This window comes from Njordella calcicola (genome assembly GCF_056494125.1).
Genome location: NZ_CM151396.1, coordinates 7,040,028 through 7,063,369 on the forward strand (window position 1 = coordinate 7,040,028; position 23,342 = coordinate 7,063,369).

The 23,342-nt window shown below is 51.0% G+C and carries 14 protein-coding genes; 8 read left to right on the plus strand and 6 right to left on the minus strand.

Annotated elements, in window-relative coordinates:
- Positions 1–9 precede the first annotated feature (9 nt).
- Together SH302x_RS27215 and SH302x_RS27220 are read right to left on the minus strand one after the other, a co-directional pair.
- Entirely contained in the window at positions 10–4,188 is a 4,179-nt protein-coding gene (locus tag SH302x_RS27215) for a CHAT domain-containing tetratricopeptide repeat protein (protein ID WP_479366281.1), read from the minus strand.
- Positions 4,189–4,605: 417 nt separating this feature from the next.
- Positions 4,606–5,226 carry an ECF-type sigma factor gene (locus SH302x_RS27220; protein WP_479366283.1) on the minus strand — a complete coding sequence of 207 codons (621 nt, stop codon included), beginning with the start codon at positions 5,224–5,226 and terminating at the stop codon, positions 4,606–4,608.
- Between the two features lie 302 nt (positions 5,227–5,528).
- Here SH302x_RS27220 and SH302x_RS27225 point away from each other — a divergent pair, with 302 nt between their 5' ends.
- The 3 genes from SH302x_RS27225 to SH302x_RS27235 all read left to right on the plus strand — a co-directional run bounded on the left by SH302x_RS27225 (position 5,529) and on the right by SH302x_RS27235 (position 9,181).
- Positions 5,529–7,544: a serine/threonine protein kinase gene (locus SH302x_RS27225; RefSeq protein WP_479366284.1), complete on the plus strand. Its 2,016-nt coding sequence runs from the start codon at positions 5,529–5,531 to the stop codon at positions 7,542–7,544.
- 186 nt (positions 7,545–7,730) lie between these two features.
- Positions 7,731–8,465, plus strand: a complete 735-nt coding sequence (locus tag SH302x_RS27230; RefSeq protein ID WP_479366286.1) for a BtpA/SgcQ family protein — start codon at positions 7,731–7,733, stop codon at positions 8,463–8,465.
- Complete coding sequence (locus SH302x_RS27235; RefSeq protein WP_479366288.1) at positions 8,462–9,181, plus strand: leucine-rich repeat domain-containing protein; 720 nt, start codon at positions 8,462–8,464, stop codon at positions 9,179–9,181. The genes SH302x_RS27230 and SH302x_RS27235 overlap by 4 nt, the downstream gene beginning before the upstream one ends.
- A 198-nt stretch (positions 9,182–9,379) precedes the next feature.
- On the opposite strand, the gene SH302x_RS27240 is transcribed toward SH302x_RS27235, so the two are convergent.
- A complete protein-coding gene (locus SH302x_RS27240; protein WP_479366289.1) occupies positions 9,380–12,652 on the minus strand; it encodes a CHAT domain-containing tetratricopeptide repeat protein in 3,273 nt (1,090 codons plus the stop codon).
- 361 nt (positions 12,653–13,013) lie between these two features.
- On the opposite strand from SH302x_RS27240, the gene SH302x_RS27245 reads away from it, so the two are divergent.
- The 3 genes from SH302x_RS27245 (at position 13,014) to SH302x_RS27255 (ending at position 16,473) form a co-directional block, all read left to right on the plus strand.
- Complete coding sequence (locus SH302x_RS27245; protein WP_479366290.1) at positions 13,014–13,511, plus strand: HD domain-containing protein; 498 nt, start codon at positions 13,014–13,016, stop codon at positions 13,509–13,511.
- 252 nt (positions 13,512–13,763) lie between these two features.
- Positions 13,764–15,527, plus strand: coding sequence for a serine/threonine-protein kinase (locus SH302x_RS27250; protein ID WP_479366291.1), 1,764 nt, complete (start codon positions 13,764–13,766; stop codon positions 15,525–15,527).
- A gap of 151 nt (positions 15,528–15,678) precedes the next feature.
- Positions 15,679–16,473 carry an ankyrin repeat domain-containing protein gene (locus tag SH302x_RS27255; RefSeq protein WP_479366293.1) on the plus strand — a complete coding sequence of 265 codons (795 nt, stop codon included), beginning with the start codon at positions 15,679–15,681 and terminating at the stop codon, positions 16,471–16,473.
- A gap of 70 nt (positions 16,474–16,543) precedes the next feature.
- Here SH302x_RS27255 and SH302x_RS27260 read toward each other — a convergent pair whose 3' ends face one another.
- Positions 16,544–16,978 (minus strand): hypothetical protein, encoded by a 435-nt coding sequence (locus SH302x_RS27260; RefSeq protein WP_479366294.1) that lies wholly within the window; start codon positions 16,976–16,978, stop codon positions 16,544–16,546.
- Positions 16,979–17,314: 336 nt separating this feature from the next.
- Between SH302x_RS27260 and SH302x_RS27265 the strand changes: the two genes are divergently transcribed.
- Complete coding sequence (locus SH302x_RS27265) at positions 17,315–18,634, plus strand: serine/threonine protein kinase (protein WP_479366295.1); 1,320 nt, start codon at positions 17,315–17,317, stop codon at positions 18,632–18,634.
- 254 nt (positions 18,635–18,888) lie between these two features.
- Here SH302x_RS27265 and SH302x_RS27270 read toward each other — a convergent pair whose 3' ends face one another.
- Positions 18,889–19,884, minus strand: a complete 996-nt coding sequence (locus SH302x_RS27270) for a hypothetical protein (RefSeq protein WP_479366297.1) — start codon at positions 19,882–19,884, stop codon at positions 18,889–18,891.
- Positions 19,881–20,954: a MotA/TolQ/ExbB proton channel family protein gene (locus SH302x_RS27275; protein ID WP_479366298.1), complete on the minus strand. Its 1,074-nt coding sequence runs from the start codon at positions 20,952–20,954 to the stop codon at positions 19,881–19,883. Before SH302x_RS27275 ends, SH302x_RS27270 begins: the two co-directional genes overlap by 4 nt.
- Before the next feature lie 290 nt (positions 20,955–21,244).
- On the opposite strand from SH302x_RS27275, the gene SH302x_RS27280 reads away from it, so the two are divergent.
- Complete coding sequence (locus SH302x_RS27280) at positions 21,245–22,828, plus strand: sigma-54 interaction domain-containing protein (protein WP_479366299.1); 1,584 nt, start codon at positions 21,245–21,247, stop codon at positions 22,826–22,828.
- Positions 22,829–23,342: the final 514 nt, after the last annotated feature.

Genomic DNA, 23,342 nt, shown 5'->3' on the forward strand with positions numbered 1-23,342 from the left:
CTCGGTGTCCTAACGCCATTCCCCAGAAAGCACGAAAGCAGCCCAGAAAAAGGGAGAACATGTGCCGCTCGACTCGACGTTAGCATCGGCAGTCAAAGACGCGGTCGGCAATCCGGGTTTCAACTGCCCAACTTTGCCGCGGAGCTGTCCTGAGTCAGAATCGTAACTTTGGAGCATTTTGAGTTGAGCTTGTCGTAGTGATTCCACCACGGACAGCTCTCTCTCCCAAAGGTTTTTGTAAAACTCGCTCATAAGTACCTGCGTAGCAATATCATCAACTTTCCAAAGGCTTGCAACTACCGATTCCGCACCTGCTAGTTGAAAAGCTCGTTGAAGTCCTAGAACACCTTCGCCACTGGCAGATCTCCCAAGACCCGTTTCGCATGCCGAAAGGACGACAAGATGTGTCTGCTTTAGCGATAGCATCTCAACTTCCGACGCTGTTAAAATTCCATCTTCTACCGAATTGTCGATTGGATGATTTGCACCAGCCAAAACTAAACCAGAAAGGTTTCCTGGCAGGTATCTCTCGGGGGCAAGGGGCGACAGTTCGGTCAATTCCAGATCGGTAAATAGTGCGGTGCCGACGCAATGACTGCCTTCATACCCTAGTCGTGGCCCAAGATAGATTTCCGTTCGGTCCCCGGAGTCAAACTCAATTCTCAGTTTCTGCGATGACGACGTTCCAACGGCCGAGTTGCTGACGCCAACGCCATCAACCGACAAGCATGCACCTATAGAACCGTCTTTTGAAACAACCTTCACGTTACTCGTCGAGACAGTTCCCGTTAGTCGATACCGTGCTCCCGGATTGACGACGACTCGGCGAAAGCATTGGATGTCATCTTCCCTAAGTGCATCAATTACCAACTCATGGTCAAGGATGTTCGCCTGCAACGCTCTTGTAGAGACTGAATTAGGCGGCTGGTGTTTGCTTTCGACTGCCCAAACTGTGGACAAGTCAGCTCCAATCGACAGCTTTAAAGTCCATTTAAATTTCTCCGGAGCGAAATAGCCATGCGTGGCCAAGTGCACTACGTCTGAGCTCGGAAGCAGGTCATACAATTGATTTTCCGTTGCATTGTTTCCGCTCAGCGAAAACCTAATTCCCAGTGGAAAGTGCTTTTCATGCTGTGCTTCTATGATGTTCTTTTCCGCAAGTGTTCCATTGAGTGGTAGCCAACGCGTTGTTCCTTGCTGGCGATAAAGTGTTTCCGCAGCATCGCGTTGTAAACCAGATGGCACTATTTGACTCGCGATCAATGGGCGGTTAATTGGCTCGTGAGTCTTTTTGGCTGCGTCATAATCCACCCCACCCATCACCAGTAGATTAGAATTTTTTCTAGGGGTTTCGCGGTTATCCAGAAGGTCCCCTAGCAACAGCGGTACTGGCACCATGACAAAAGCGCGTTCCTCAAGAAGATACTTTCCGGGCTCCCCTCCGGGCAACGCACCCCAAGGGACTTGATTCAATTGCCCGTCGGGCGAAATCAAAACCGTAGTTGCATTCGAAAGGTGAGATTCTATCGGCAGCCAAAGCAGCTTCCGAATCATCTCGCCCGCCGAGACACTCGTCTGTGTGGTAATGTTCTCTCGGAATGCACGGATCGCGGCCTCAATTGGCTTTGCTGGGCCCAGCCACACGGCACGCACAGGTTGGTTTTTATGTATTACAAAAGCTACAAAGTTTCGCTCCCATGGCTCGGTCCAAATGGCGACATGCATGGTTTCGTTACCAATGCTGGCCGTCGCATAATTGTGCAGCCTAAGTCCATCCTTAATCATGCGAGCGTTGATTCTGTTGAACTCTGAATCACTTGACACATGGCGCATTTGCCAACGGCGATTTTGCTTCTCCCCCCATTGTACTGCATACTCAATTTGCGAGCCTTGGACAGCGCGCCGAACAGCCACTTCGACCGGTTGTAAACCTTGACTCGTTTTATCTTCAAATACCTCTTGCAACTCAGAAGGTGTAGTAGAAACGGTCGTTGCCGGAGACTGCAGTAGCTTGGCAAAGTTATCAATATGGTCCGATATACGTACATGCATCGAAACGTCTTTCAGTTGCGTTTCCGCAAGCGGTATATACTGTTCATATTCCCTGAGATCAACTAGCGCACAGTCAACTGGTAGGCTCGCAGCAATATCATCGGGTGCGCGTTTTACATAGAGCTGGCTGCGTCGGTAATCACTGCTCAATCGCGAAAGCTTTTGCTGCAATGATTCCAGTCTTCGCACTGCTTCTTCCAGCGGCTTGCGTTGCGAAAAGCCCACAGTAGATGATCCAGCTTGCTCGGCAAGGCGGCTGACGAGGCTGGCTTGAAGCATTGTCTGGCGATAAACATCGGCTTCAGGACTTTCAGGTTCAGTTATGCTTTTAAACTGCATACGACGAACCGCTTGCTGCATTACAAATACTTGTCCTTTTTGGCTGAACACATCTGGGTATAGGTTCGGCGCGTTTGATGCACTTAATTTTGCAAGGCTTAGATAGCAGTCCAAAGTACCCTTTTGTTGGGCCGACATCTCTAGTATTTGCCGATCTGGTCGAATGTCCGAATACGCTTTGAAAGCGAAAGAGTCGCCTTGGAATGCGGAGCGGACGAGGTCCAGTCCTTCCAAGTACCGGCCCGTATCGGCCTTTAATAACGCCAGTTGCTTGTAAAAGTAACTCTTGTGATCTTGTCCACCTAGATCTTCAACTGCGATTGCTTGCTGCAAATAAGATTCAGCCTTAGCGTAGTCACCTAGTTTACGATAAAGTTCTGCTGCATCTGAAAGAATCGCATCATGGTCAGGCCAGGCGCCACCTAAGGAAACGTTGAGATCCTCGGAAGCTTGAACCGCTTGCTCCATGTATGACAAAGCTTGCTGTTCATCACCTCTCTTGTCAAAAAAGCTACTTAGCCGTGTCAAAACCTCGCAAAGTCCTTGACTAATTGAGTCTGACTTTCGATGTAAGTCCAATACCTTCAGCAAATGAGCTTCGTATTGCCCGTCGTCTTTTATTGAATCTGCTAAGACTAGAAGAGCTTCCGCTGCTAGCGAGTCATACTCCATGGAATTACGATCATAGATCCTTAGAATTTCTTCGTTTATTGCTTTGGCTCTATCGAATTCCCCTTGCCGCCCAGCAATACGCTCCAGCCTTAGGAGATAGCGTCTGTAAAGCGAATCTTTCTCTCCAAGAACTTCTTTTGCTATCTCGCAGGCTTCCTGCTGTAATTCGAAAGCGTGATCGTCCGATATCCGATAGAAGCGAAATAGTTCTGCAGTGTCAGAGAGGGAGGCCGCGTATTTCAAACTCCGCAGTCCATAGGCCTGCCTATCGATATCTAGCGCTAATTGTGAGTAGTAGTCCGATTTAACAAGATCTCCACTATGCAAGTAGAAGCGGATCATCGACATCACAATATATTTGCAACGCTTATGGTGCTTTCCGTAAATGCTTTGCTGAATCTCCAATGCCCGTTGGAGTAGTGGCTCCGCTGTGGCATACTCGCCTTGCCTTGAGTATGTCGCTGCTAAAAAGTACAGGGTGCCGCTATAAAGAGAATCGTGGTTTTGCCCAGCTTTCTCAAGAATATGCAATGCTCTCTGAAAATACTCACGGGCCTCCAAGAAATTCTCTTGCCTAAACAATATTTGTCCATGGATTTTCTGGCTTCGAGCATGGTGCCACGTATTCATCGAATTGTTCGACAGAAATTTGCTCACGTCGGAATAATCTTCATCCTTCTTATCGTCAAGCAGCTGCCTCCAAATCCTAAGCGATTGAGCGGATATGTCGCCAGCCTTTACATAGTCACCTTCATCGAAGAATGTTATCGCAATAGCGGTCAAAGTAGCAGCACATCCGGCATGGGTTTCGCCGTAAGTATCCCTTCGGATTGTGAGCGCTTGGTTATAGAGGACACGAGCATCAGCATACATCCCTGCCTCATGCTCAATGTTTCCCTGTGAATACAACGACTCAATAGAGTATATTGCGTCATCTGCGACTGTACCATTTGCCGCTTCGGAATATCTATTCAACGTATCGCGTCGAGCATAGTCGAAATGCACCCATGCTGCGGCAATCCCAAATGCTACTAGTACGACCATCAATATACGAGGCCATGGAACGGTCCTTTCCCACCATCGCACCGACCGTGGATGCGTATTGGAAGTCTTATTTTGGTCCATTTTTTGCACCCTCTATTCTGTGCCTGAACTGACAACGCAATTTCAAGTTCGACCTAGCGCTTTACTTCGTCTCGGGCACGCCAATCGACGATCGTCAGTAAGTACACCTCAACACAATCTACCGTCGAAGGAAGCGTCTTGCAAATATCAGGAGGAACGATCGTTTTGACTTAATCCGTTTCGATCCGGAATGCCATTTACCTACTTTACTCCTTAAGGTCGTGACGGAACGTCGTTGATTCCTTTTGGTTGGTCGCAACATATCCTTTTATCGCTTTGTTTTATTACCCAACTCGCTGAAGAGCGATTTTAAGTCTACAAAATACCACATACAAATACTTGCGAAGATCTCGACTTCATCGCGTGCTCCTCCAGATGAAACTATGCTGGCGTCAGCCGTGGCGGCGCAATTTGCTATCAACCAGGAACGGAATCATCCATCGCTGTAGACCATTTGTCGCGGATACGTGCGAGCTTGCGTTTGACTGTAGCTTGACTGCACTGCAGCATTTCAGCGATATCCTCAATTTGGTGCCCTTCAAGCCTAAGAATGGCCACTTTCCGGAGCGTTTCGTCCGACAAAGCACCCAAGTTTTCTTCGCAGGCTTGAATCAACCGATCAGACATTTCAGTCATATTACGATGATCGATAATCTGATTGATTCCAGCAACAGCATCCGCAGGATTGGAAACATCCACAAAAACGGATTCGCCTCGTACACCACCTCCACCTCGCTTGACAGCGTAATGGCGGCGCAGATGCGAAGTCGCCTTGCGAACGGTAATTGTTGCCAAGAGCTTCCATAATTCATTGCGATCCTCAGGTTGAAAACGCCTCTGGCGAGCGCCTGCAAAAAAGCTGTTCATCGCACTAAGGGCTACGTCTTCTTCGTCAATGGTCCGACGAGGCATTCCTGCCAGTCGCTTTTGAGCAAACCTCATGAGTTTTTGTGCATACTCATTCCAGATCGCCTCAGCGGCTTCGTTGTCCCCGCCGCCCAATCTGGCAATCCATTGAGTGATCTCGTTTTCGGACATGTTCTTGCTCGCTTGGACGCGTTGCCGTTAATGGATAAAGACAATTTACCTCTGTATAACTTTATCAAAAATGAGTAAAGGTTTGCAGTGACAGAAAGTGGTGTCTCATAGAACTTTGGGATAAGATGTTAACAATATTGGAGGCCTATCAGACATGTTGGAGTTGTAGGCGACTCGGATTTTTCAAGAAAGAACTCCAGTTTACCCGCGGCCCGTACCCGTCCAGGCTCGAACGACCTCCGTCTCGCGCGATGCGGAAATGATTAAATTGCGGCTGGTATCAAATCACAGGAACTCAGCTCATGGATAGTATCGTCGATCAAGTATGTGACCACTTTGAGCAAGCTTGGCGTACAGGCCAGCCAGTGACTATTGAGAAAGCCCTGGTAGGAATAAAAACCGGCACGTACGGGGGCGTGCTCCAGCAACTGATATGCCTTGAGCGGGACTTACGAATGACGGCCGGAGAGATTGTCACCGAGCAAGAATATCTGCAGCGATTCCCCGGCCACGCATCCATCGTCCTTGCCGCATTCTCGACTGCACAGGAAGGCCATGCTAGTGACCAATGGCTCACGGAACAGTTTGGTTCATACAATTTGCGTAATTTGCGATCAACGGTTATCGGCGATCCTGCTTTCGGTTCCAACAATCAACAGCGGAAATCAGTTGGGCGCTATACGATTTTAGGAACGCTTGGGCGTGGCGGTCAGGCTGATGTGCTGCGAGGTGTTCACCCAACTTTGCCCGTCGAAGTTGCGATCAAGCTAATGCATGAGGTCCTTCCGGAGCACGCCCGAGATTCACTGAAGGACGAAGCTCACATCTTATGCGACCTCGACCATCCCAACATAGCTCGTATCCGTGATTTTGATTTCGATCAGGGCCGGCCCTTTATGGTACTCGATTTCATTCGCGGTCGTTCTTTGGGCCAGATTGCTCTGTCGCAGCGATTCGAAACATTAGAGGTAATAGACCTGGTTGCCAAGCTCGCACGCGCAATTAGCTATGCACATGCTCGCGGCGTGGTCCATCGGGATTTAAAGCCAGACAACATCGTCATCAATGAGCAAGGAGAACCGAAGATCATCGACTTCGGTATGGGTAAACTTCGCCATGGCATGGCCAGCCAAGCTCCGCAGCCCGATGAAGTCTCAGGCACTCTCGCTTACATGTCTCCCGAACAAGCGATTGGTGTCATCGCCAAGACCGATCACCGTGTCGATGTTTTTGCTCTGGGCGCAATTCTGTATCGTTTGATAGTTGGAGAACCACCATACAAAGCTGCAACCGTGTCACAGTTGCTCGAAAGCGTCCGCAGTGGTGCCTGGAACCGCGAAGCGTTGGCAGCAACTGATTTTCCTGAACCGCTGAAAGACATATGCCGCCGCGCGATGGCGCATGATCCAAACCATCGATTTGATGACGCGGTCAAACTGGCAGAGGCGTTGGAGAACTTCAAGGCAACGCAAACATCTTCCCAAAGTGCGACCTCGCAACGGATGCGACCGGCGTATCTAATCACTGCTGCAGTTGCAATATGCCTGTTCGTAATTGCACCCGCTGCCTACTTTGTATTAAGCGGCAAGTCATCTTCGCGTGCTGACGGCCATGCGAATACGGTTTCAGAAGCCGGCCCTGCGACAATAACGAGTACAGCAAGTTCACTATCGCTGGCCAAGAGCAACGCGACCAACAACACGGCTGGTTCAACGCAGGGGCCAGCGGAGACAATGAATTTGATCGAGCGTTTTGAAATCGTCCACATAGGCAACTCCGCCGACCACGCCGAATTCAGTGGCCCGCTTATGAAGTTTCGGCCTCCTAGAGAACATGACGATGTTCAGATCGTTGCAGAGTTTTTACAACCGGTCTACTGCTTCCTTATCGCTTTAAACCCTGACGGTGGAAAGCAACTGTGCTATCCCGCGAATCCAAAAGACCCCCAGTCGGCTGCGATTTCCAGTCTTCGTTTTCCTGAGCAAGAAAACGCGGCGTTCGGGCTGACCGACGGCCCCGGCGAACAAGCGTTTGTATTATTCACCTCGCGTGATCCGCTGCCCCCCTATTCCCGGTGGCATAACGTTTTCGATGAAACACCATGGCCTCATCCCGACATGGCAGGAAACTGGAAATACCACGGAGGTGATCTTTCCGTGCTTGCGTACGCAAATAGCCGCAACGATATCCGTGGTGTTGTTCGAGAAACGAAAACTCCAACCCCCTTTAAAGAACTTTGCGACAAGTTGCGGGCCAGCCACACGACCGACGTGCAAGGCGTTATCTTTGAAGTCCAGCCGCTGGCAAGTCCCAAGTGAAATGATAATCAAGATGCATGTTCTGACACCCATTTGAATGAAGGGCAATTACTCGCATGGGTAAGTGTCGAAGACGCCGCGCATGCGATTGAATACAAGTAGGGCCAGGTCATCCAATGAAGCTCTAGGCGTCTCGAGTTTCCGAATCGAAAGAATGCCATTTTATATGTCGCTGAATTCTACATTATGAACTCTTCCCAAAAAAACCAACTAGAACGAGTGTTTCATCGTTCCCGCGTCTTTCTGCCAGTGATCCATCCTGTTTCCAAGGAAGTGGCTCTTGCCAGTATCCAGACGGCAGTGGAATGCAAAGCAGACGGGATTTTTCTGATCAATCAAGGCATGTCAACTCCGGAACTTCTCGCGTTCATCCCCGAGATTCATCGGCGATACGAATCGATTTGGATCGGCATTAACCTCCTAGGATCAAGTCCTGCTGAAGTCGTTGATTTAATCTCTCACTTGCCTATTGGCGGGATCTGGTCTGATAACGCGGGTATAGATGAACAAGCATCTTTGCAACTTGCCGGGGAACAGTTTCGCATGGCACGCGTAAAAAGAGGATGGGAGGGTCTTTACTTCGGAGGAGTTGCATTTAAATATCAGCGTGAGGTGCCTGATGCTCTACTTCCTATCGCGGCCGAGAAGGCGCGGCCTTGGATGGACGTTATCACATCTAGCGGCCCGGGCACGGGCTATGCTCCATCGGTTGAAAAAGCGAAGTCCTTGCGATCCGGTGCCGGTAAACATCCAATCGCGTTGGCAAGTGGCGTAAGTCCCGAGAATGTAGCGGACTTTCTGCCGTATGTGGATGCATATTTGGTTGCATCTGAAATAGAGACTGCCAAATATTCAGGCGTTCTGGTTCCAGAGCGCACAAGGTCACTGGCAGACAAAATCCATACGTGGGCTGCAGAGTGAAAAAGGTCTACTTCACTACCTGCCTTCAAGGGCTGGTTTTAATCCGCAATCAAGTTGCTGGTTTTAAACAGCAAAATCACACAAGGATACCAGCAGAATTGATACCGTGCCGGAAGCACGACTCATATAAATTGCTGAACGAGCACTTAATTCAAGAACGTGGGACTCGTATGCTGCGTAAATGGTGGAAATGGTTTGGGGCAAAATGCACTATCGAAGAAACAAACGTGTCTTCTTGCGAAACGAAACTCGCGTCGAGCCTCAAACAACGAGGTTTTTGGATACCTGACAAACCTGGGCCCATCACGTCGATCATTGGTTCTAGCCAAGTTAGGGACGACGACCTCGCCGCTTTAGTCGAATGTCGGTTGCTGGACGACCTTGATCTTCAGCAGAGCCCAATTTCGGATGACGGGGTGGTGCATATAGGCAGGATTCCATCCCTGGGCCGTTTGCATCTGGGTTACACCTTGGTGACAGCAAGCGGACTTGCGCCACTCGCACAACTCAAAAAGCTCCACAGCTTGGATCTTACTGGAACCTCGATAGTGATCGAGAATGCAATCGAACATCTTGCCGCCATCACTAGTCTGCGATGGTTGGATCTTAGGCTAATACAAATTTTAGATGTCAAAGCAACTGCCGCGGCAGTTGAATATTTGAGAGAAAGAAATCCGCATTTGAGTTTCCATCCGGGCGGGCCCCCGTGGGACTAAAGCTTTCAATAAGTCACGCCTAGATCGATTCGCTAAAAAATTTTATGGCTAACATCACTTGACACGAAACATGTCATCGAGTCCGGATCCCTGTTGCCCAGGCCCCTTTAGCAGAACACATTACATCGACGTTTAGCGACCGAGATAATTAAAAGCTTTTCAGCGCCGAACATCAGAACAATCGATATAGGGAGTGTTCTACCGTGGGTCACCGCTTAGTTGAAAGGCGGCCCAGTAGGCGGGGAGACTGCGATTGCTGGAGATTGTTGGTTGGGAGTTATTGCCTATCGGTTTCGTCTCGCGAATGCCGCCCCGAGTGGTTAGGTCGCGGCCGCGGATTACGTCTGGATTGTTCAGCAGCCATAGCTGGGCCTGGCGCAGCGATTCGAGCGTACTGAGCTTGCGATCAAAGAGATTGCGGTAGAACTCCTCCATCAACGCCCTTGTAGCAGCGTCGTCGACTTGCCAGAGACTTGTGACTGTACTGCGAGCTCCGGCTACCTGAAAAGCACGCTGCAAGCCGAGAATGCCCTCGCCGCCTGCGGTCTCTCCCAGCCCTGTTTCGCACGCGGACAGCACGGCCAACTCTACACCCTCAAGAGGAAGGTAAGCGATCTCGTCAGCGGTCATGATCCCATCATCGCTTGCTTCCGAAGATTGCAACCCGTCGTTGGATTGTGCTGCAGGACGATTGGCTCCCGCAAACAGTAGACCTGAAAGTTGCCCGGGGCTGTAGCCAATAAATCGAGGCTGCCTCTCGCCAGACAATCGCCCCAATCCATTTTCTGATTTCGCTAACGCTTCAGCAGAAAAAGCGTTAAGCATCTCGGGTGGCGCAAAGAACCCATGTGTCGCTAAATGCAACCACTGCGACTTCTGTGCAATGTTACGAAATGCCGTTTCAGTTGCCCCGCGTCCGCGAAGCTGAACTACATCACCATGAAACAACTTTGCAATGGTATCCAGCTCAGTTCCTGTCTCGGCCAACGCGCCCCACTTCAATCCGCCTCTTGTTCGGCTTGCCAAAGATATCGGGGCAGGGACACTTGTAGGCGAAGCAGGCTCCGCATCGACTTCACTGGCCGCATCATAGTCAATGGCGCCCATCAACAATCCAGTCAAGTTCCCCGCAGCCGAAGCTGCCAAGAGTCTCGATTCCTGGGCCCCACGCTCCATTAGTTTTGGCAGTAGGATCGGAACAGGGAGCATGACGATCGAGTGGTCTTCGATAAGATAACTTCCTTGCGATTTACCCGGAAGTGCCGCAAACGGTAGCTGACCTAACACGCCATCGGTTGAGACGAAGACCAGGTTCGCAGTGTCGATCCATGGCAGCAAGGGCTCCCAAAGCTGCTTACGTAGTTGCTCGCCTGCCTGACGGGCCTCGTCGGTGGCTCCTAGCGAAGATCTCCAGCGTTGTATCCATGCTCCAGCTTCTACGGCAGATCCGAGGTCGATCATCACAGGCTCCACATCGTGGCTCACAATAGTAGCTACTAGTGACCGGCCTCCCTTGCCTGCGTACTCCAAGTAATCGATAAGCACGGTGGCGGGTGGAATTGCTTGGCGGATATCCTCCAACGACGCCTTCTTCTGCGCTCGGCGAAACGCGGCGCTCTTACGCATGAGTTCCGCATCAAGCTGTTCCTTTTTTTCACTCAGCTCCGCTACTTGCTTTTTCCAGGCATCAAGTTGGTCGGGGCCCGGTACCGCTTGGATCAGAGCCGACCACTGCCGTGTTGTGCGCTGTAATTGTTGGAAGGACTCAGCGATAGTCGGATCATCGCTCACCTGCCGTAAAGCAAGCAGTCGTACCAGCACGGCCCCCTTCCAAGCGACCATGTGCTGCTTGATCGAGGGAGGCTGAGGGTTCATCGATAGTGCACACCTTATAAAACCGTCGAGTTGATACCGTTTTGACTGGCTCATGGCGATCTGCTGTTGCTCGGTCAGGATACTCGCCGTCTCGTCCAAGTGCCGCATAGTGATTTCTAGTGCACGCGAGTATAGAGGTTCGGCTCTCGCGTAATCACTCTCGAAAAAATTTTGGAGGGGAAAATCCAAGTAAGCCCGCCCGTATAGCGGCTCTGCTCGCGTGTAATCCCCCAGGTTGTGGTAAAGCGACGCTAGACTGTTCAGGATTGTGGCGTAGTGAGGGTGCTGTTCGCCAAACACGGCTTCTTCGATTTCCAGCGCCTGTTTATAGAGCGGCTCGGCTCGCGCGTAATCTCCCATGTCGGCGTAGAGCGTCGCTAGTTCGTTAAGGCTTGCGGCGTAGAACGGGTGCTGCTCGCCAAGCACGGCTTTTTGAATCTCCAGGGCTTGCCTAAGCAGCGGCTCGGCTTTTGCATAATCACCCATGTCGTGGTAGAGCGACGCTAGACCATGCAGGTAACCCGCATAGTCTGTATTTTGCTCACCGCGCACGGCTTCTTCGATTTCCAGCGCCTGTTTATAGAGCGGCTCGGCTCGCGCGTAATCACCCATGTTGCGGTAGACACTCGCTAAACAGCTCAGGCTTATGGTGGAGGCCTGGTGCTGCTCGCCAAGCCCTTCTTTGTAGATCTCAAGGGCCTGTTTGTAGAGCGGCTCGGCTCGCGCGTAATCTCCCATTCCGCAGTAGAGCATCGCTAAATGGCTCAGGCTTGTAGCGTGATTGGGATGCTGCTCGCCATATGTAAATCGTCTGATTTCCAGGAGCTTTTTGAAGTGAGGCTCGGCTCGCGAGAAATCGCATAGGTCGTAGTAAAGTATCGCTAGCTTCTCTAGACTTGTGGCGTAGTCGGGGTGCTTCTCGCCAAGCACGGCTTTTCTGATCTCCAAGGCCTGCTTGTGAAGCGGCTCGACGCGTACGTAATCACCCTTGACATGATAGAATCCCGCTAGAATGGCCAAGCTTGTGGCGTAGTCCGGATGCTGCTCGCCTAGCACGGCTTTGTTAATCTCCAAAGACTGTCTAAGCAGGGGCTCGGCTCGCCCGTAATCACCTGCGGCGAAGCGATTATATCCCTCTGACTCAAGTTCCAAAGCTTGCCGCAGACGAGCTCTATCCGCTGGAGTACGCATGGCATTCTGCTGAGCATAGACAACTGCACGAACTGCGTCTTGAGTTCGATAATCGGTTTTGCCGTAAAGCTGCTCTGTCACTTGATGCTGGCGTTGGCAATATCCAATAGTCGCCTGATAATCCTGCCGCAGTTCCGCCACGCGGGAAAGAAAGCTCAATGTTCCTAGCAGTTCCTCGTGGGCAGGCCCAAAGATGGATTCTTCTAGGGTATAGACCTGCTCGAAAAGTTGAGTAGCTTCGTCCAAACGCCCCGCTTCAAGGCTTTCCTTCGCTTTATCCCCGAATTCGTCGCGTTCGGCGATCTTGGCCTTCATCGCCTCGTCAAGTTCCTGAGCAGCCAATTGGATTGAGCCCATGAAAAGATAACCGGCGAACAACATCAACAGAGCGTAGCACTTGTACATAGTTGAATTCCACGTCACAGAGTCATTGAGCAAACTGCTCCCACACATTACCTTTGCTAGCCCGTAGTCTTCAACGGCAGCGAAAGCACAATATATCCCTCTCTCACAAATATGTTACGACTTGATTGGGGAGACTTCAGCTTTCTAGTTTATCACCACTTCGGTTGTGCGTGTCAGACCCATCGAAAACAACTTTTCGCACCACACGGATCCAGAAATCCGCAGATACAGTAAACTGAACTAGATGTTCGCTCGGCTGTCGACTGACAAATTGACGTTGGGGACTGACGCCCTTAATGTAGCGGTTGCATCACTTCCTCTGTAGTGTTCCGAATTGAGCTTTTCTAAATTGGACCAACAAATGCGAATCGATTTTCCTGGGCTATGGAAAGAAATGATGGCACACTTTTCTCTTGGCGACAAATCACTCCACGGCCCCAAACATTGGCGGAAGGTAGAACTTCACGGGATGCAGCTTTGTCGACTAAATGGTGCTGACGAAACAGTTGTAAAATTGTTCGCTGTTTTTCATGATGTGGAACGCTGGAACGAAAACTACGACCCTCATCATGGCCGACGGGCCGCTGAGCTTATTCAACGAATCCACGGCACGGCCTTCGAGATAACTCCGTCGCAGTTAGAGACGCTTCTGGATGCGTGCCGGTATCATAACGACGGCTTGGTTTCGACTGACTTGACTATTGGCACCTGCTGGGACGCAGACCGAATGGACTTACCTAGAGTCGGAATCACTCCCAATCCCTATTTGATGAGCACCTTGCATGGCCAGGACTACGCGACTCGTGGCCCAGTTGCGTTGACCGAGTCGGCACCAGAGGCCCCCAGTCCAAAGGCGTGATCGATGAAATTACGTTTTGCGTGACGACGTCCACCGGAACAGTAACGCTCTTCAGTTGGCGCTACTAAACCAAAGTCCAGCCTACCATACAAGTGCTCACCAAATCCGTACAATCTAGCTAGCGAAGGCACGTCAGATGAAGCAGAAACCTCGCTTTTCAACGCATAACGTTAAATGGAATCGTGAAAGATGCCATTTCTGATGCAACCGCTGAAAGGTCGACTTCGCTAGCCCGAAACTGGAGTACAGCTATTGGACAGTATCATTGATCAAATCTGCGATCAATTCGAACATGCATGGCGGATAGGTCAGCCTATCAGTATCGAGCACGCTCTAGACGGTAGTGAAAGCCCTGCACACCAGGGACTTCTCTACCAGTTGATTCGCCTAGAATATGAGTTGCGCCAATCGGCCGGAGAGTTGGTCTCGGAGCAAGACTATCTACATCGCTTTCCTGGCCAAGCCAACATCATACATGCCGCCATTTCGACAACTCAGGAATTACATACGATAGGCAATAGAAGCACCAGCGGCTTTGAAGTTTCGCTCAACACGCTCCCCCTTTTAATAATGAATGAATCTACCTACCATCTCACAGACGAAGAGCGAGCAAGGATTGCGCGTCGCTACGAAAATGTGCAATCGGTCGCTCACGGCGGAATGGGCATTGTGTTTCGCGGTCGCGATAAGACCTTGCAGCGAAACGTTGCACTCAAAGTGAGTCGTCCGGGCATTGATGTCGAACTTCTTCGCAGAGAAGCTATTACTCTTGCCAAGATTCGATCGCCGCATGTTGTTTCCGTTTACGACTTCGAAGCGATTACCGAGGATCGTGGAGTTCTAGTAATGGATTGGATAGAGGGGAGCGACCTAGCGAAGATCCTGCACGACCCGACGTTCGTTCCCAATCACGAAGTTCTTTTGCAATGGATGTGCGATGTTTGTCTTGGGATGGTTGCTGCGGAATGCCAGCGAGTGATTCATCGGGATCTGAAACCGTCCAATATCATTATCGACCGCCAGAATCGGGCTATGGTCATGGATTTTGGACTCGCGACATCACCTGCATTGGACCAGTTATCATCAACAGGAATGATTCTTGGGACTCCGCTCTATATGGCCCCCGAGCAAGCTGAAGACCCTCGCAAGGTAGATACGCGTGCTGATGTATACAGCTTTGGCGCGACATTCTATCAGGTGTCTACGCGTCAGCCCCCTTTTGATGGAAGTACACCCTGGGCAGTGGTCCTGCAGCACAAGACGGAACCATTGATTCCACCAAGGTCGCGAAACCCATCTATTCCCTCCGCTATTAATGATTGCATTGAACGATGTTTGGCGAAGAATCCTTCCGATCGCTTCTCAGGTTTCGCGGACATACTTGCTGTACTGCAATCATCTTCGTCAGTTGAACCGTGGAACTATACTGCTGACGATGCGCTTATGAATTACGTAGGTGTTTACAACATTCATCGCGAACAACTTATCTCTGGCAAAGGAACTCCATCGGATCCGCCAATCATCTTCGACTTTCCAAATCGCCGACGTCTGAAAATTTTGCACGGTGATATAAGCGAACAAAATGTTGATGCAGTAGTCAGCTCCGACGATGCTAAGCTCAGCATGGGCGGAGGAGTGTCTGCGGTCTTATTGCGAAGCGCGGGTGACGCAATGCGAGTTGAGGCCCAACGATTTGCTCCAGTTCGCGCTGGGCGTGTGGTCGTGACTTCTGCCGGCAAGCTCCCGTCACGTTTCATCTTTCACGGTGTAACTATAGGCATTGAGCACAATCGCTGGCGTTTGCCAACCCGCGACGTGATCGCAGAGATTGTCGACAGTTGCTTCTACGAAGCCGAGACGTTGTCGATAGAATCCATTGCTTTCCCGTTGCTAGGTACCGGCACGGGGGGCTTTCCCCGCGACGTTGCACTGGACACAATATTCCGCGTTATTGCACACCGGCTACTTCGACGTGCTTCGTCGCTTAAAGAGGTATCTGTCATACTTCGTTTTTGAGATAATTGCCGCACCTGCCATAACTAGTCTGTAATATGGAGTAAGTGAATTCTCGACACTTAGATTCATCGGCAACTGAAACACTTCCGGTGCTTGGCCTGCGAGCCTATCAAGTGCCGACTTGCCATGTTGAGCCCTACATTTTCGTGCCATGACTAATGAAATCCAATTGCGAAAAATCATAGCGGCAAGCGATTACGCGTCTCTTCGCAAGCTTATCAAACAGAATCTAGTTCCGGGCTTACCCGATGAAAAGGGATTTACGGGCCTACACTATGCCTGCATGGACGTGTTTCCTGTGATGGTGTCAGATCTATTGCGATCTGGCACCGCCGCCGAAGTCCTCAATATGCCCACGCAGCATGGTCATTCTCCGGCGCACTTAGCGACCGGTATTCACGCTGTCGAGAAACTAGGCTTTGTGCTTCGAGTAAGCGGCGGCGGCAACGACTCCGATTTGGACATACGGCGGACACGCAGATTGGCAACCATTGAACGGAAGTCCGCTCTTTGCGTGCGACTCCTTCGCACGTATGGAGCCTCGATCGACTTGGTGGATAATTCCGGAATGCGTCCGATCGATTATGCGAAGCAACTGGATTTTCATAAAGTCATCGAAGTTCTTGATGCTTCTAGCAACTCGCTTTCGAAACTAGCTGAGTACCCTGCTCCCAAGCTGTTCGTGAAAGTCAACGCTGAGGGGAGGATATGTTGCAGCGATAGATTCGCGGACGTTGACAATCGGGTGATGACGCTGCGAGAGCTGGAATGTGAATTAGATTTTGTGAGCGACCAAGGCGGCTACTTGTCGAGCTCTACACCTACCGGTAAGGACCAAGAGCTTGCAATTGCAACTCGCAGTGCGATTTCAGCAATAGTCAAAGCGAGCTTAAATGGTATCCGTCCACTAGGAATAATAGAGCCCGATCCATTCGATGAATCGTAGGAAGCAGAAGAGCTATAGACGATCATCATTGGCAAACGACGTATACCGAAGGACCATTTGGTTCCGCAGGTCAAAGGACGCTTGAAACAGTAGAGGTCATTTGCGGTTCAAACGGTACAAGTTCAAGCTGAGCGGTGATCGCATCGAGTTGTGTCAGCCCAATATCGAGTTCACATTTCCAGAGCTCTGTTGATCCACACTCCACAAACGGCTTGCAAAAGGAGTTGATGCGCGTACGTATTGCATGCCAAGCTTTCTCGCCTCGGTCGATCGAGATGCCATGGCTAACGAACCAAGCACGAATGGTGTTCTTAATCTGGTTGATGCGGTAGTCGAGCGTCTTACGATAGATTACCAATGAGCGAAACTCTCGTTGCGATTGTGAGGGCATAAGGACTGCTTTGATTTTGTATATGCTATCCATGCGAGCTAGCTTGAGCGCATCGTCTTTGTCGGTCTGGCGTTTGACGTTGGCCCCTGCGAAGCAACAGGACCAACACTGCATGCATCTTCGTTGGTCGAGCAGACGAGCGTCTCGAGACGATGACTGATGGCAAGATCGTGGATCTAGCCGGAGGGTCCGCAAGCTTCCATGACGGCTAGGTCGATTTTGTGTGTTTTAAAGACAGTGGAGAGGTAACGCCGCTGGGCTGCAGCGCTGAGGAACTCAGCTTTGCGGGTTTTTGTATCGAAGAAGCAGGACATGGTATTGAACTAGCCGAGGTCTGAAGCGAGAATCTTCGTGGTATGAGTATCCTTTGGTCTTGGGGTGGCACGAATGTGACAGTGGCAGTTAACGAGACCACCAGATCACGGGTCCGAGCCGCCAGATTCTATTCAAATGGCTCCCACCCCAAGCCTACGACCTACATGGATCCTTTCTGCTGCCGATGGAGACTTCTTGATGCCAGTGCTTCCCAAAGTTCCCAGATATCAACTGAAATCCCAATTGGGTGCCGGTGGGATGGGTGTTGTATATTTGGCCACACGCGACGACAACGATTACAAGTACGCAATCAAAATGCTACTGGTCGGCCGCGACGCGAAGATTGAAGAGCTGGCCCGATTTCGCATTGAGGCCGAAGCCTACGCTTGCTTGAACCACCCTTACATTATCAAGATTCGCGATGTTGGCGTCGTCTCCGGCTGTCCCTTTATTGCGATGGACTACGCGGAGAACGGCTGCCTCAGCGATTACATGGCTAGGTCACCGTCACTTGACATGAGTTGGCGTGTAGAAACCATCAAGAATGTCGCCGACGCGCTGTTTCATGCACACCGAAGGTGCATTCTTCACCGGGACTTAAAACCCGCCAACATTCTGATCGCGTCGGACGGCTCACCACGAGTCTCCGATTTTGGCCTTGTAAAGTTCTCGGCACCAATTTCAGCAGTCAGTCAATTGCGCTGCACGTTTCAAGTTTCGGAACTCGATGAACATTTACTTCGGATGGCGAACGAAAACACAAAGTTGCTACCCGCGGAAGACAACGACGATCTCGTCGAGACGCTGGCGATGAGATGTGCAAAGCGTTCAGGGCTGACTTCCGAATCGTTCAATCTCGACGAGGTGCATACCTTTGTCAAGCGTTCAGTTGAATCGCGAAGGTTTTCTGGCGAGCTCTCGCCCATGTTGGATGGTATGACACGTCACGGCTCAGTAATGGGAAGCCCACAATTCATGTCTCCAGAACAGGCAGAGGGTCGAGTAGACAATATTGGGCCACCCACAGACGTGTACGGGCTCGGAGCGACTTTGTACCACGTCGTAACTGGCAAAGCGCCAGTTTCAGGTAGCAATGCGTTGGAAGTTGTTCGGAACGTATCAACGCAACAACCCGTCCGGCCAAGTGCAATCAACCCGAGTGTTTCTGAGGATTTGAGTTTCGTAATAATGAAAGCGATAGACAAACAAGTTGACCGTCGATATGCCAACATGGAAATGTTCTCCGAAGACTTGGAGCGCGTCCTCGAAGGTCGTGCACCGCTGGCAAGGCTCCATGCGAAGCCCGTGAAGAGCGAAAGAACTCGCAACTCATTCTTTCAGGGCATTGCTTCGTTGCTGTCAACAATTATGCCAACGCGAAAACCGTCCACCTCTGATCCATATGCAACCCATGATCCTTATGCCACTGAACAATGCGATCGAAATACGAGATAGGGGCCCGGTTACCCGGGACCATTCTCACAACACCTAGCATGCGGGTCCGCTACTAGGGCCGTTTTATCTCTTAAGAGCAAGCCTGTTCGAGACATATAAGAGACTGACCAAGCCAATTGTTGCGAGATAGGCCAAAGGACAGCCGCTCAACCAGAGTCGACTTTTTCGGTTGGACGCCATAACACGCACTTCAAAGCGTTAAATGCTTTACAAACCGAATTTGGCCAATCCTTTACCAACTTGTCAACCGAACACTACGGCATTTTTGGCGTTTTGCCGATGTAGCCGGCAGGAGCAAGTACCTCGTTGTAAAGCCACTTGGGGGCAGGGCCGGAAAAGCCTTCGAAATCTAACATCAAGCCACGACCGTCTACCGACAACAGAATCTCGCGAAGATCTCGTGCGGTCAACTGCACACCGTTCCAATCTACTCGCTGATTCGACTCGTTGACCACAAGCTGACAACGCGGATACATGTCCTCCGTTACTGGTCCTTTGTTGTTACCTGCCAAAGACAATGCTAATTCAATGCGATTGGTGGTTTGGTCATCGACCACAGCATCCCCCGCTATATAACCGCATAGCGCAATATGATAGTACATGCCGACTTCGCCGGTCCCCAATTTGTAATTTGTGCCATCCCAGCTAACAACTCGGTACTGCGACAAGGACTCGTATATGGAGTTGATTTCCGGCAAGGTAAAGCCCCGGCTGGTACGAGCCTGCAATGCTTCACGAACAAGAATACCTTGCTTTCGAGCCCGGTACTCCAGCGTACTTTCGCCCGATATCTGGCGGTCCGCTTCATTCACTGATTTAGCCGACACGAAGTAATAGCGATTCTTCTTATAGTCGTACGCGACGTGGAATGCGGCTTTTTCACGAGCCCCTGTGAATCTTTGCTCGCCGGACATCGCCGCTAGTTGATTTGTCACCTTTGCTTGGCTTGCTTCAAGCTCCGCTTGCAATCGCTGGATCTCTTGCGACTGTCGTTGCATTTGTTCTGCCTGCTGCTGCATACGCTTAGACAACTCTTCCATCTCTTGCGGCGTAAGCTTGATGACGTCTTCTACTTTGATCTCTTGCGGAGGAACCACTTCGGCAACTGCTCCCCGGACACGCTGGCTGACCTCTACGGTCAATGCCAATACGAACAGTATCAGCACCACAAAAGCGCAGAAGATCAGATCGGCAAACGTTTCGTGATTATTGCCATGGCTTTCTCGATAGTTCTCGCTGAGCGATTTCATGCTTCGCTACCTCCCTGCGATTTCGATCGGGCAAGTGCTTTCAACCGCGGCACAATGCGAACTTCTGCCGTCGATGCAACATACGACACCAAGTAGTCCACATTGGATGTATAAACATTGTTCAGTAGCCGCAGCACGATGCTTCCAAACATCGCTCCCAGCAAGGTCGTGTAGAATGCGGTTCCCAAACCGCCCATGGTCGCCCGCATCCCTACCAGCAACGAACTGGCGTCCGATCCACTCAGCGACTCCATGGTGCTGGACAATCCGCCGGTCATGACGATCAGCCCCAGCACGGTACCGACCAAACCCAATGAAACGAGAATAGTTGTCAAGACTTCCACCACCTTTGCTTTGGCCATCAAGCGGCTGTATAACAACGTCACTAGGCTATCTTGCGTGAAGTTCTCGTCGTAGCGTGCGATATTGCCAAGGTCTTGAACATGCCGATGAAACACACCAGCGGGTGCATCGGTCAGCAGTGTCTTCAAGCCTTCTGGCGAGCGGAGGCGAGCCATGCAGGCCGCCGCGCATACATATTCAATTCGCAACTGTCGTACTCCCAGGAAATTGAGCACCACGCCGATGGTAAATAGCGAGATAATCACCATACACAGATAAGTACTGTCGGTGGCTACTGCAGCAATCAAATGTGGGCCAGCTACAAACGCCAGAAACACGGCCGCTAATGAAGCATACATAAACCATTCGACCATTGGGTCGCGGTCCAATTGCAACCGCTTTTCCTTATTCGCCTGCTTGACGGCAGCTTCGATCGTCTTCGCCTTGCTTTCCGCTTGCCGCAATTCCTTTTGTATCTGAGCATGCTGCTTTGCTTCCACCTCTTCTTGTCGCAGCAGCTTGATTCGCTCTTCCTGATCTAACCGTTCCTTGACCGCTGGCACGAAAAACTGAACACGGCAAACGGGGCAGACATCGATTTGCCCAGCTTCCCGCAATTCGGATCTCAAGCGATCGCCACACTTGGGGCATTCATATCGAACGAGGTTCTTTTGGACTTCGTAAGTCTCGATGTTGAGCGGTAAAGATTCGTTAAAGGATTTGGACATGAAGGCGTAGGACTTGAAGGTCGGATAGGGCGTATTGGTATCCACGAGCGGATATCGAAACGCTATTTCGCACATGCCGAACCACTTCGACGCAAACGACGATGACTTTATACCAATCAAGATTCCACGGGTGAGCCATCGGCCTATCGCAAGTCTCTGATGGGCAACGATTTTAGGTCGCTTCCCACCCCCGCTTCAATTTTTCCGGATATTTCCGCTGTTCCCAAACGACGCCCTAGTAACTACAAATAGATTTCCCCTCAGCACAAAAATATTCACCGAGAAGAATCGTGGCAAAGCAAACTTTAGTCAGTTGGATTGGCAACACCGACCTGCGGGCCCTTGCGCGTGACCTGCCCAGCTCACGAGCGACCAAGGTCATGCTGGAAGCCAAAGGTGAACCGCTCAAGAAAACGGACGGTGATGGGCCATTGGCAACTTTGATTGCCAACAAACCGTTTGATGAAATCCATCTGCTGTCCGATTTCTCGGATCTTGCGAACAGCGAATACAAAAAGTGGCTGCAAAGATCTGTAACTTTGCATGCCGTGCAACTGAAGAACCCTGCCGATCATGCTCAAGTCTACACGGCGGTAAAACCCGTACTGGCGGGGCTGAATCATGAGCCTCGGCAGTACAGCTTCCATCTGAGCCCCGGGACGCCTGCAATGGCCGCCATCTGGGTACTGCTTGGCAAAAGCCTCTATCCAGCCAATCTTTATCAGACTTGGGATGGCAAAGTAAGCGTGGCCGATATTCCCTTTGATATCACCGTGGATGTCATCCCAGAATTGTTGAAACAGCAAGACCAAGTCTGGCAGCACTTGCTAGTGGCCAGTCCAAAAGACGTCCTAGGCTTCGGCAGTATCTTCGGTGAAAGCGAAATCATTCGAGCAACGGTCGGCCGAGCTTCTCGAGCTGCGATGCATGACGTGCCGATTCTGATCTTGGGCGAAAGCGGCACTGGCAAAGAAATGTTTGCTGACGCGATCCACCGGGCCAGCCATCGTCGCAGCAAACGCTTTGAAGTCGTGAATTGTGCCGCCATGCCAGACCAACTGCTGGAGTCGGAGTTGTTTGGCCACGTCAAGGGAGCCTTTACCGATGCCAGCAAGGACCGCGATGGGTTGTTTCAGCTGGCCGACGGCGGAACACTGTTCCTTGATGAGATCGGCGAATGCAGTTTGGAGATGCAAGCCAAACTGCTGCGAGTACTGCAGCCGCCCGACAACGCAGGCCCTTGTACGCGAGTTTTTCGCCGGGTCGGAGACACGAAAGACCGCAGCACGGACGTTCGTCTCGTTGCGGCCACCAATCGCGATCTGGTTCAACGTGCCAAAGATGGCCTCTTTCGCGAAGACTTGCTCTATCGGCTGGCTACGATCACACTCAAGCTTCCGCCGCTGCGGGAGCGAGGCAAGGACATTCAATTGTTGGCCGACGCACTGCTCAAATCGATTAACCAGCAGTTTCAGGCTCAACACGGGGTCGACTACCAGCACAAAACGCTTTCTGCGACTGCAAAAAAGTTTCTCTCCAAGCATGCTTGGCCCGGAAATATTCGGCAGTTGAAGAACGTCTTGGTTCAAGCGGCTGTGATGGCCCCCGATACCACTCTGCAAGCGTGCGACTTGGAAGCCGCCATGTCCGATTTCCCCGGCCTGGATCCTGCCAGCAATCTCGACCCACCACTAGGCAATGGCTTTGAAATCGAAACACATATGAACGATATACGCAGCCGCTTTATTCGACGTGCACTCCGAGAAGCTGACGGTAAAAAGACAGCGGCTGCGGAGCTTCTTGGAATGAACAACTACCAGACCCTTTCTCACCAAATGGAGAAACTAGGAATCAAGGTAGATACAGAAGCTTGATGGAGACATCGCTTTTGGCACCAGCCTTGCGTTATTCAACGCATGGGGTGCTAAACAAACGGGCGGTCAGAAGGTAGAACTATGCGAAAGCGAAGTGCTAATCACACTTAAGTCTTTGTTGGTACTGTGAGGCATGGCATTCGGCAGGCGGCAACACAAGAGGTGGATCAGAACCTATCCGAAAACCATGAGCCGCAAGGCGCAAGCAGGCTGTTGATTTAGTGAGTGTCGCCTTTCGCTCCGCGAAAGAAGCGTCCGTTAGCGCTGCTTTTGCGGAGCAAAAGGCGACGATCTCTTGCGGAGTCGTGTAAATCAACAGCCCTCTAGCTGCGGTTTCCCCAGTTTTTCGGATAGACTCTAAGTGCGAATCAGCGTTCATTAGTGTTCCAACATTACTGCTCCTTAAGGTGTAACCGCTCACTTGCACAACATCGATACGGTCTGTCAACTGGAGCGCAAGCGGTTCGTGGCAACGGAGAAGGAGTAGGAAACACCGAACTCCACTGATTCGCAC

What these genes read in the sequence shown, in the direction of transcription:
- SH302x_RS27265 (WP_479366295.1), top strand. Translation starts at nt 17,315, where the DNA reads ATGGCTCCCACCCCAAGCCTACGACCTACATGGATCCTTTCTGCTGCC.
- SH302x_RS27260 (WP_479366294.1), bottom strand. Translation starts at nt 16,978, where the DNA reads ATGCAGTGTTGGTCCTGTTGCTTCGCAGGGGCCAACGTCAAACGCCAG.
- SH302x_RS27225 (WP_479366284.1), top strand. Translation starts at nt 5,529, where the DNA reads ATGGATAGTATCGTCGATCAAGTATGTGACCACTTTGAGCAAGCTTGG.
- SH302x_RS27245 (WP_479366290.1), top strand. Translation starts at nt 13,014, where the DNA reads ATGCGAATCGATTTTCCTGGGCTATGGAAAGAAATGATGGCACACTTT.
- SH302x_RS27275 (WP_479366298.1), bottom strand. Translation starts at nt 20,954, where the DNA reads ATGTCCAAATCCTTTAACGAATCTTTACCGCTCAACATCGAGACTTAC.
- SH302x_RS27215 (WP_479366281.1), bottom strand. Translation starts at nt 4,188, where the DNA reads ATGGACCAAAATAAGACTTCCAATACGCATCCACGGTCGGTGCGATGG.
- SH302x_RS27255 (WP_479366293.1), top strand. Translation starts at nt 15,679, where the DNA reads ATGACTAATGAAATCCAATTGCGAAAAATCATAGCGGCAAGCGATTAC.
- SH302x_RS27240 (WP_479366289.1), bottom strand. Translation starts at nt 12,652, where the DNA reads ATGTACAAGTGCTACGCTCTGTTGATGTTGTTCGCCGGTTATCTTTTC.
- SH302x_RS27270 (WP_479366297.1), bottom strand. Translation starts at nt 19,884, where the DNA reads ATGAAATCGCTCAGCGAGAACTATCGAGAAAGCCATGGCAATAATCAC.
- SH302x_RS27220 (WP_479366283.1), bottom strand. Translation starts at nt 5,226, where the DNA reads ATGTCCGAAAACGAGATCACTCAATGGATTGCCAGATTGGGCGGCGGG.
- SH302x_RS27230 (WP_479366286.1), top strand. Translation starts at nt 7,731, where the DNA reads ATGAACTCTTCCCAAAAAAACCAACTAGAACGAGTGTTTCATCGTTCC.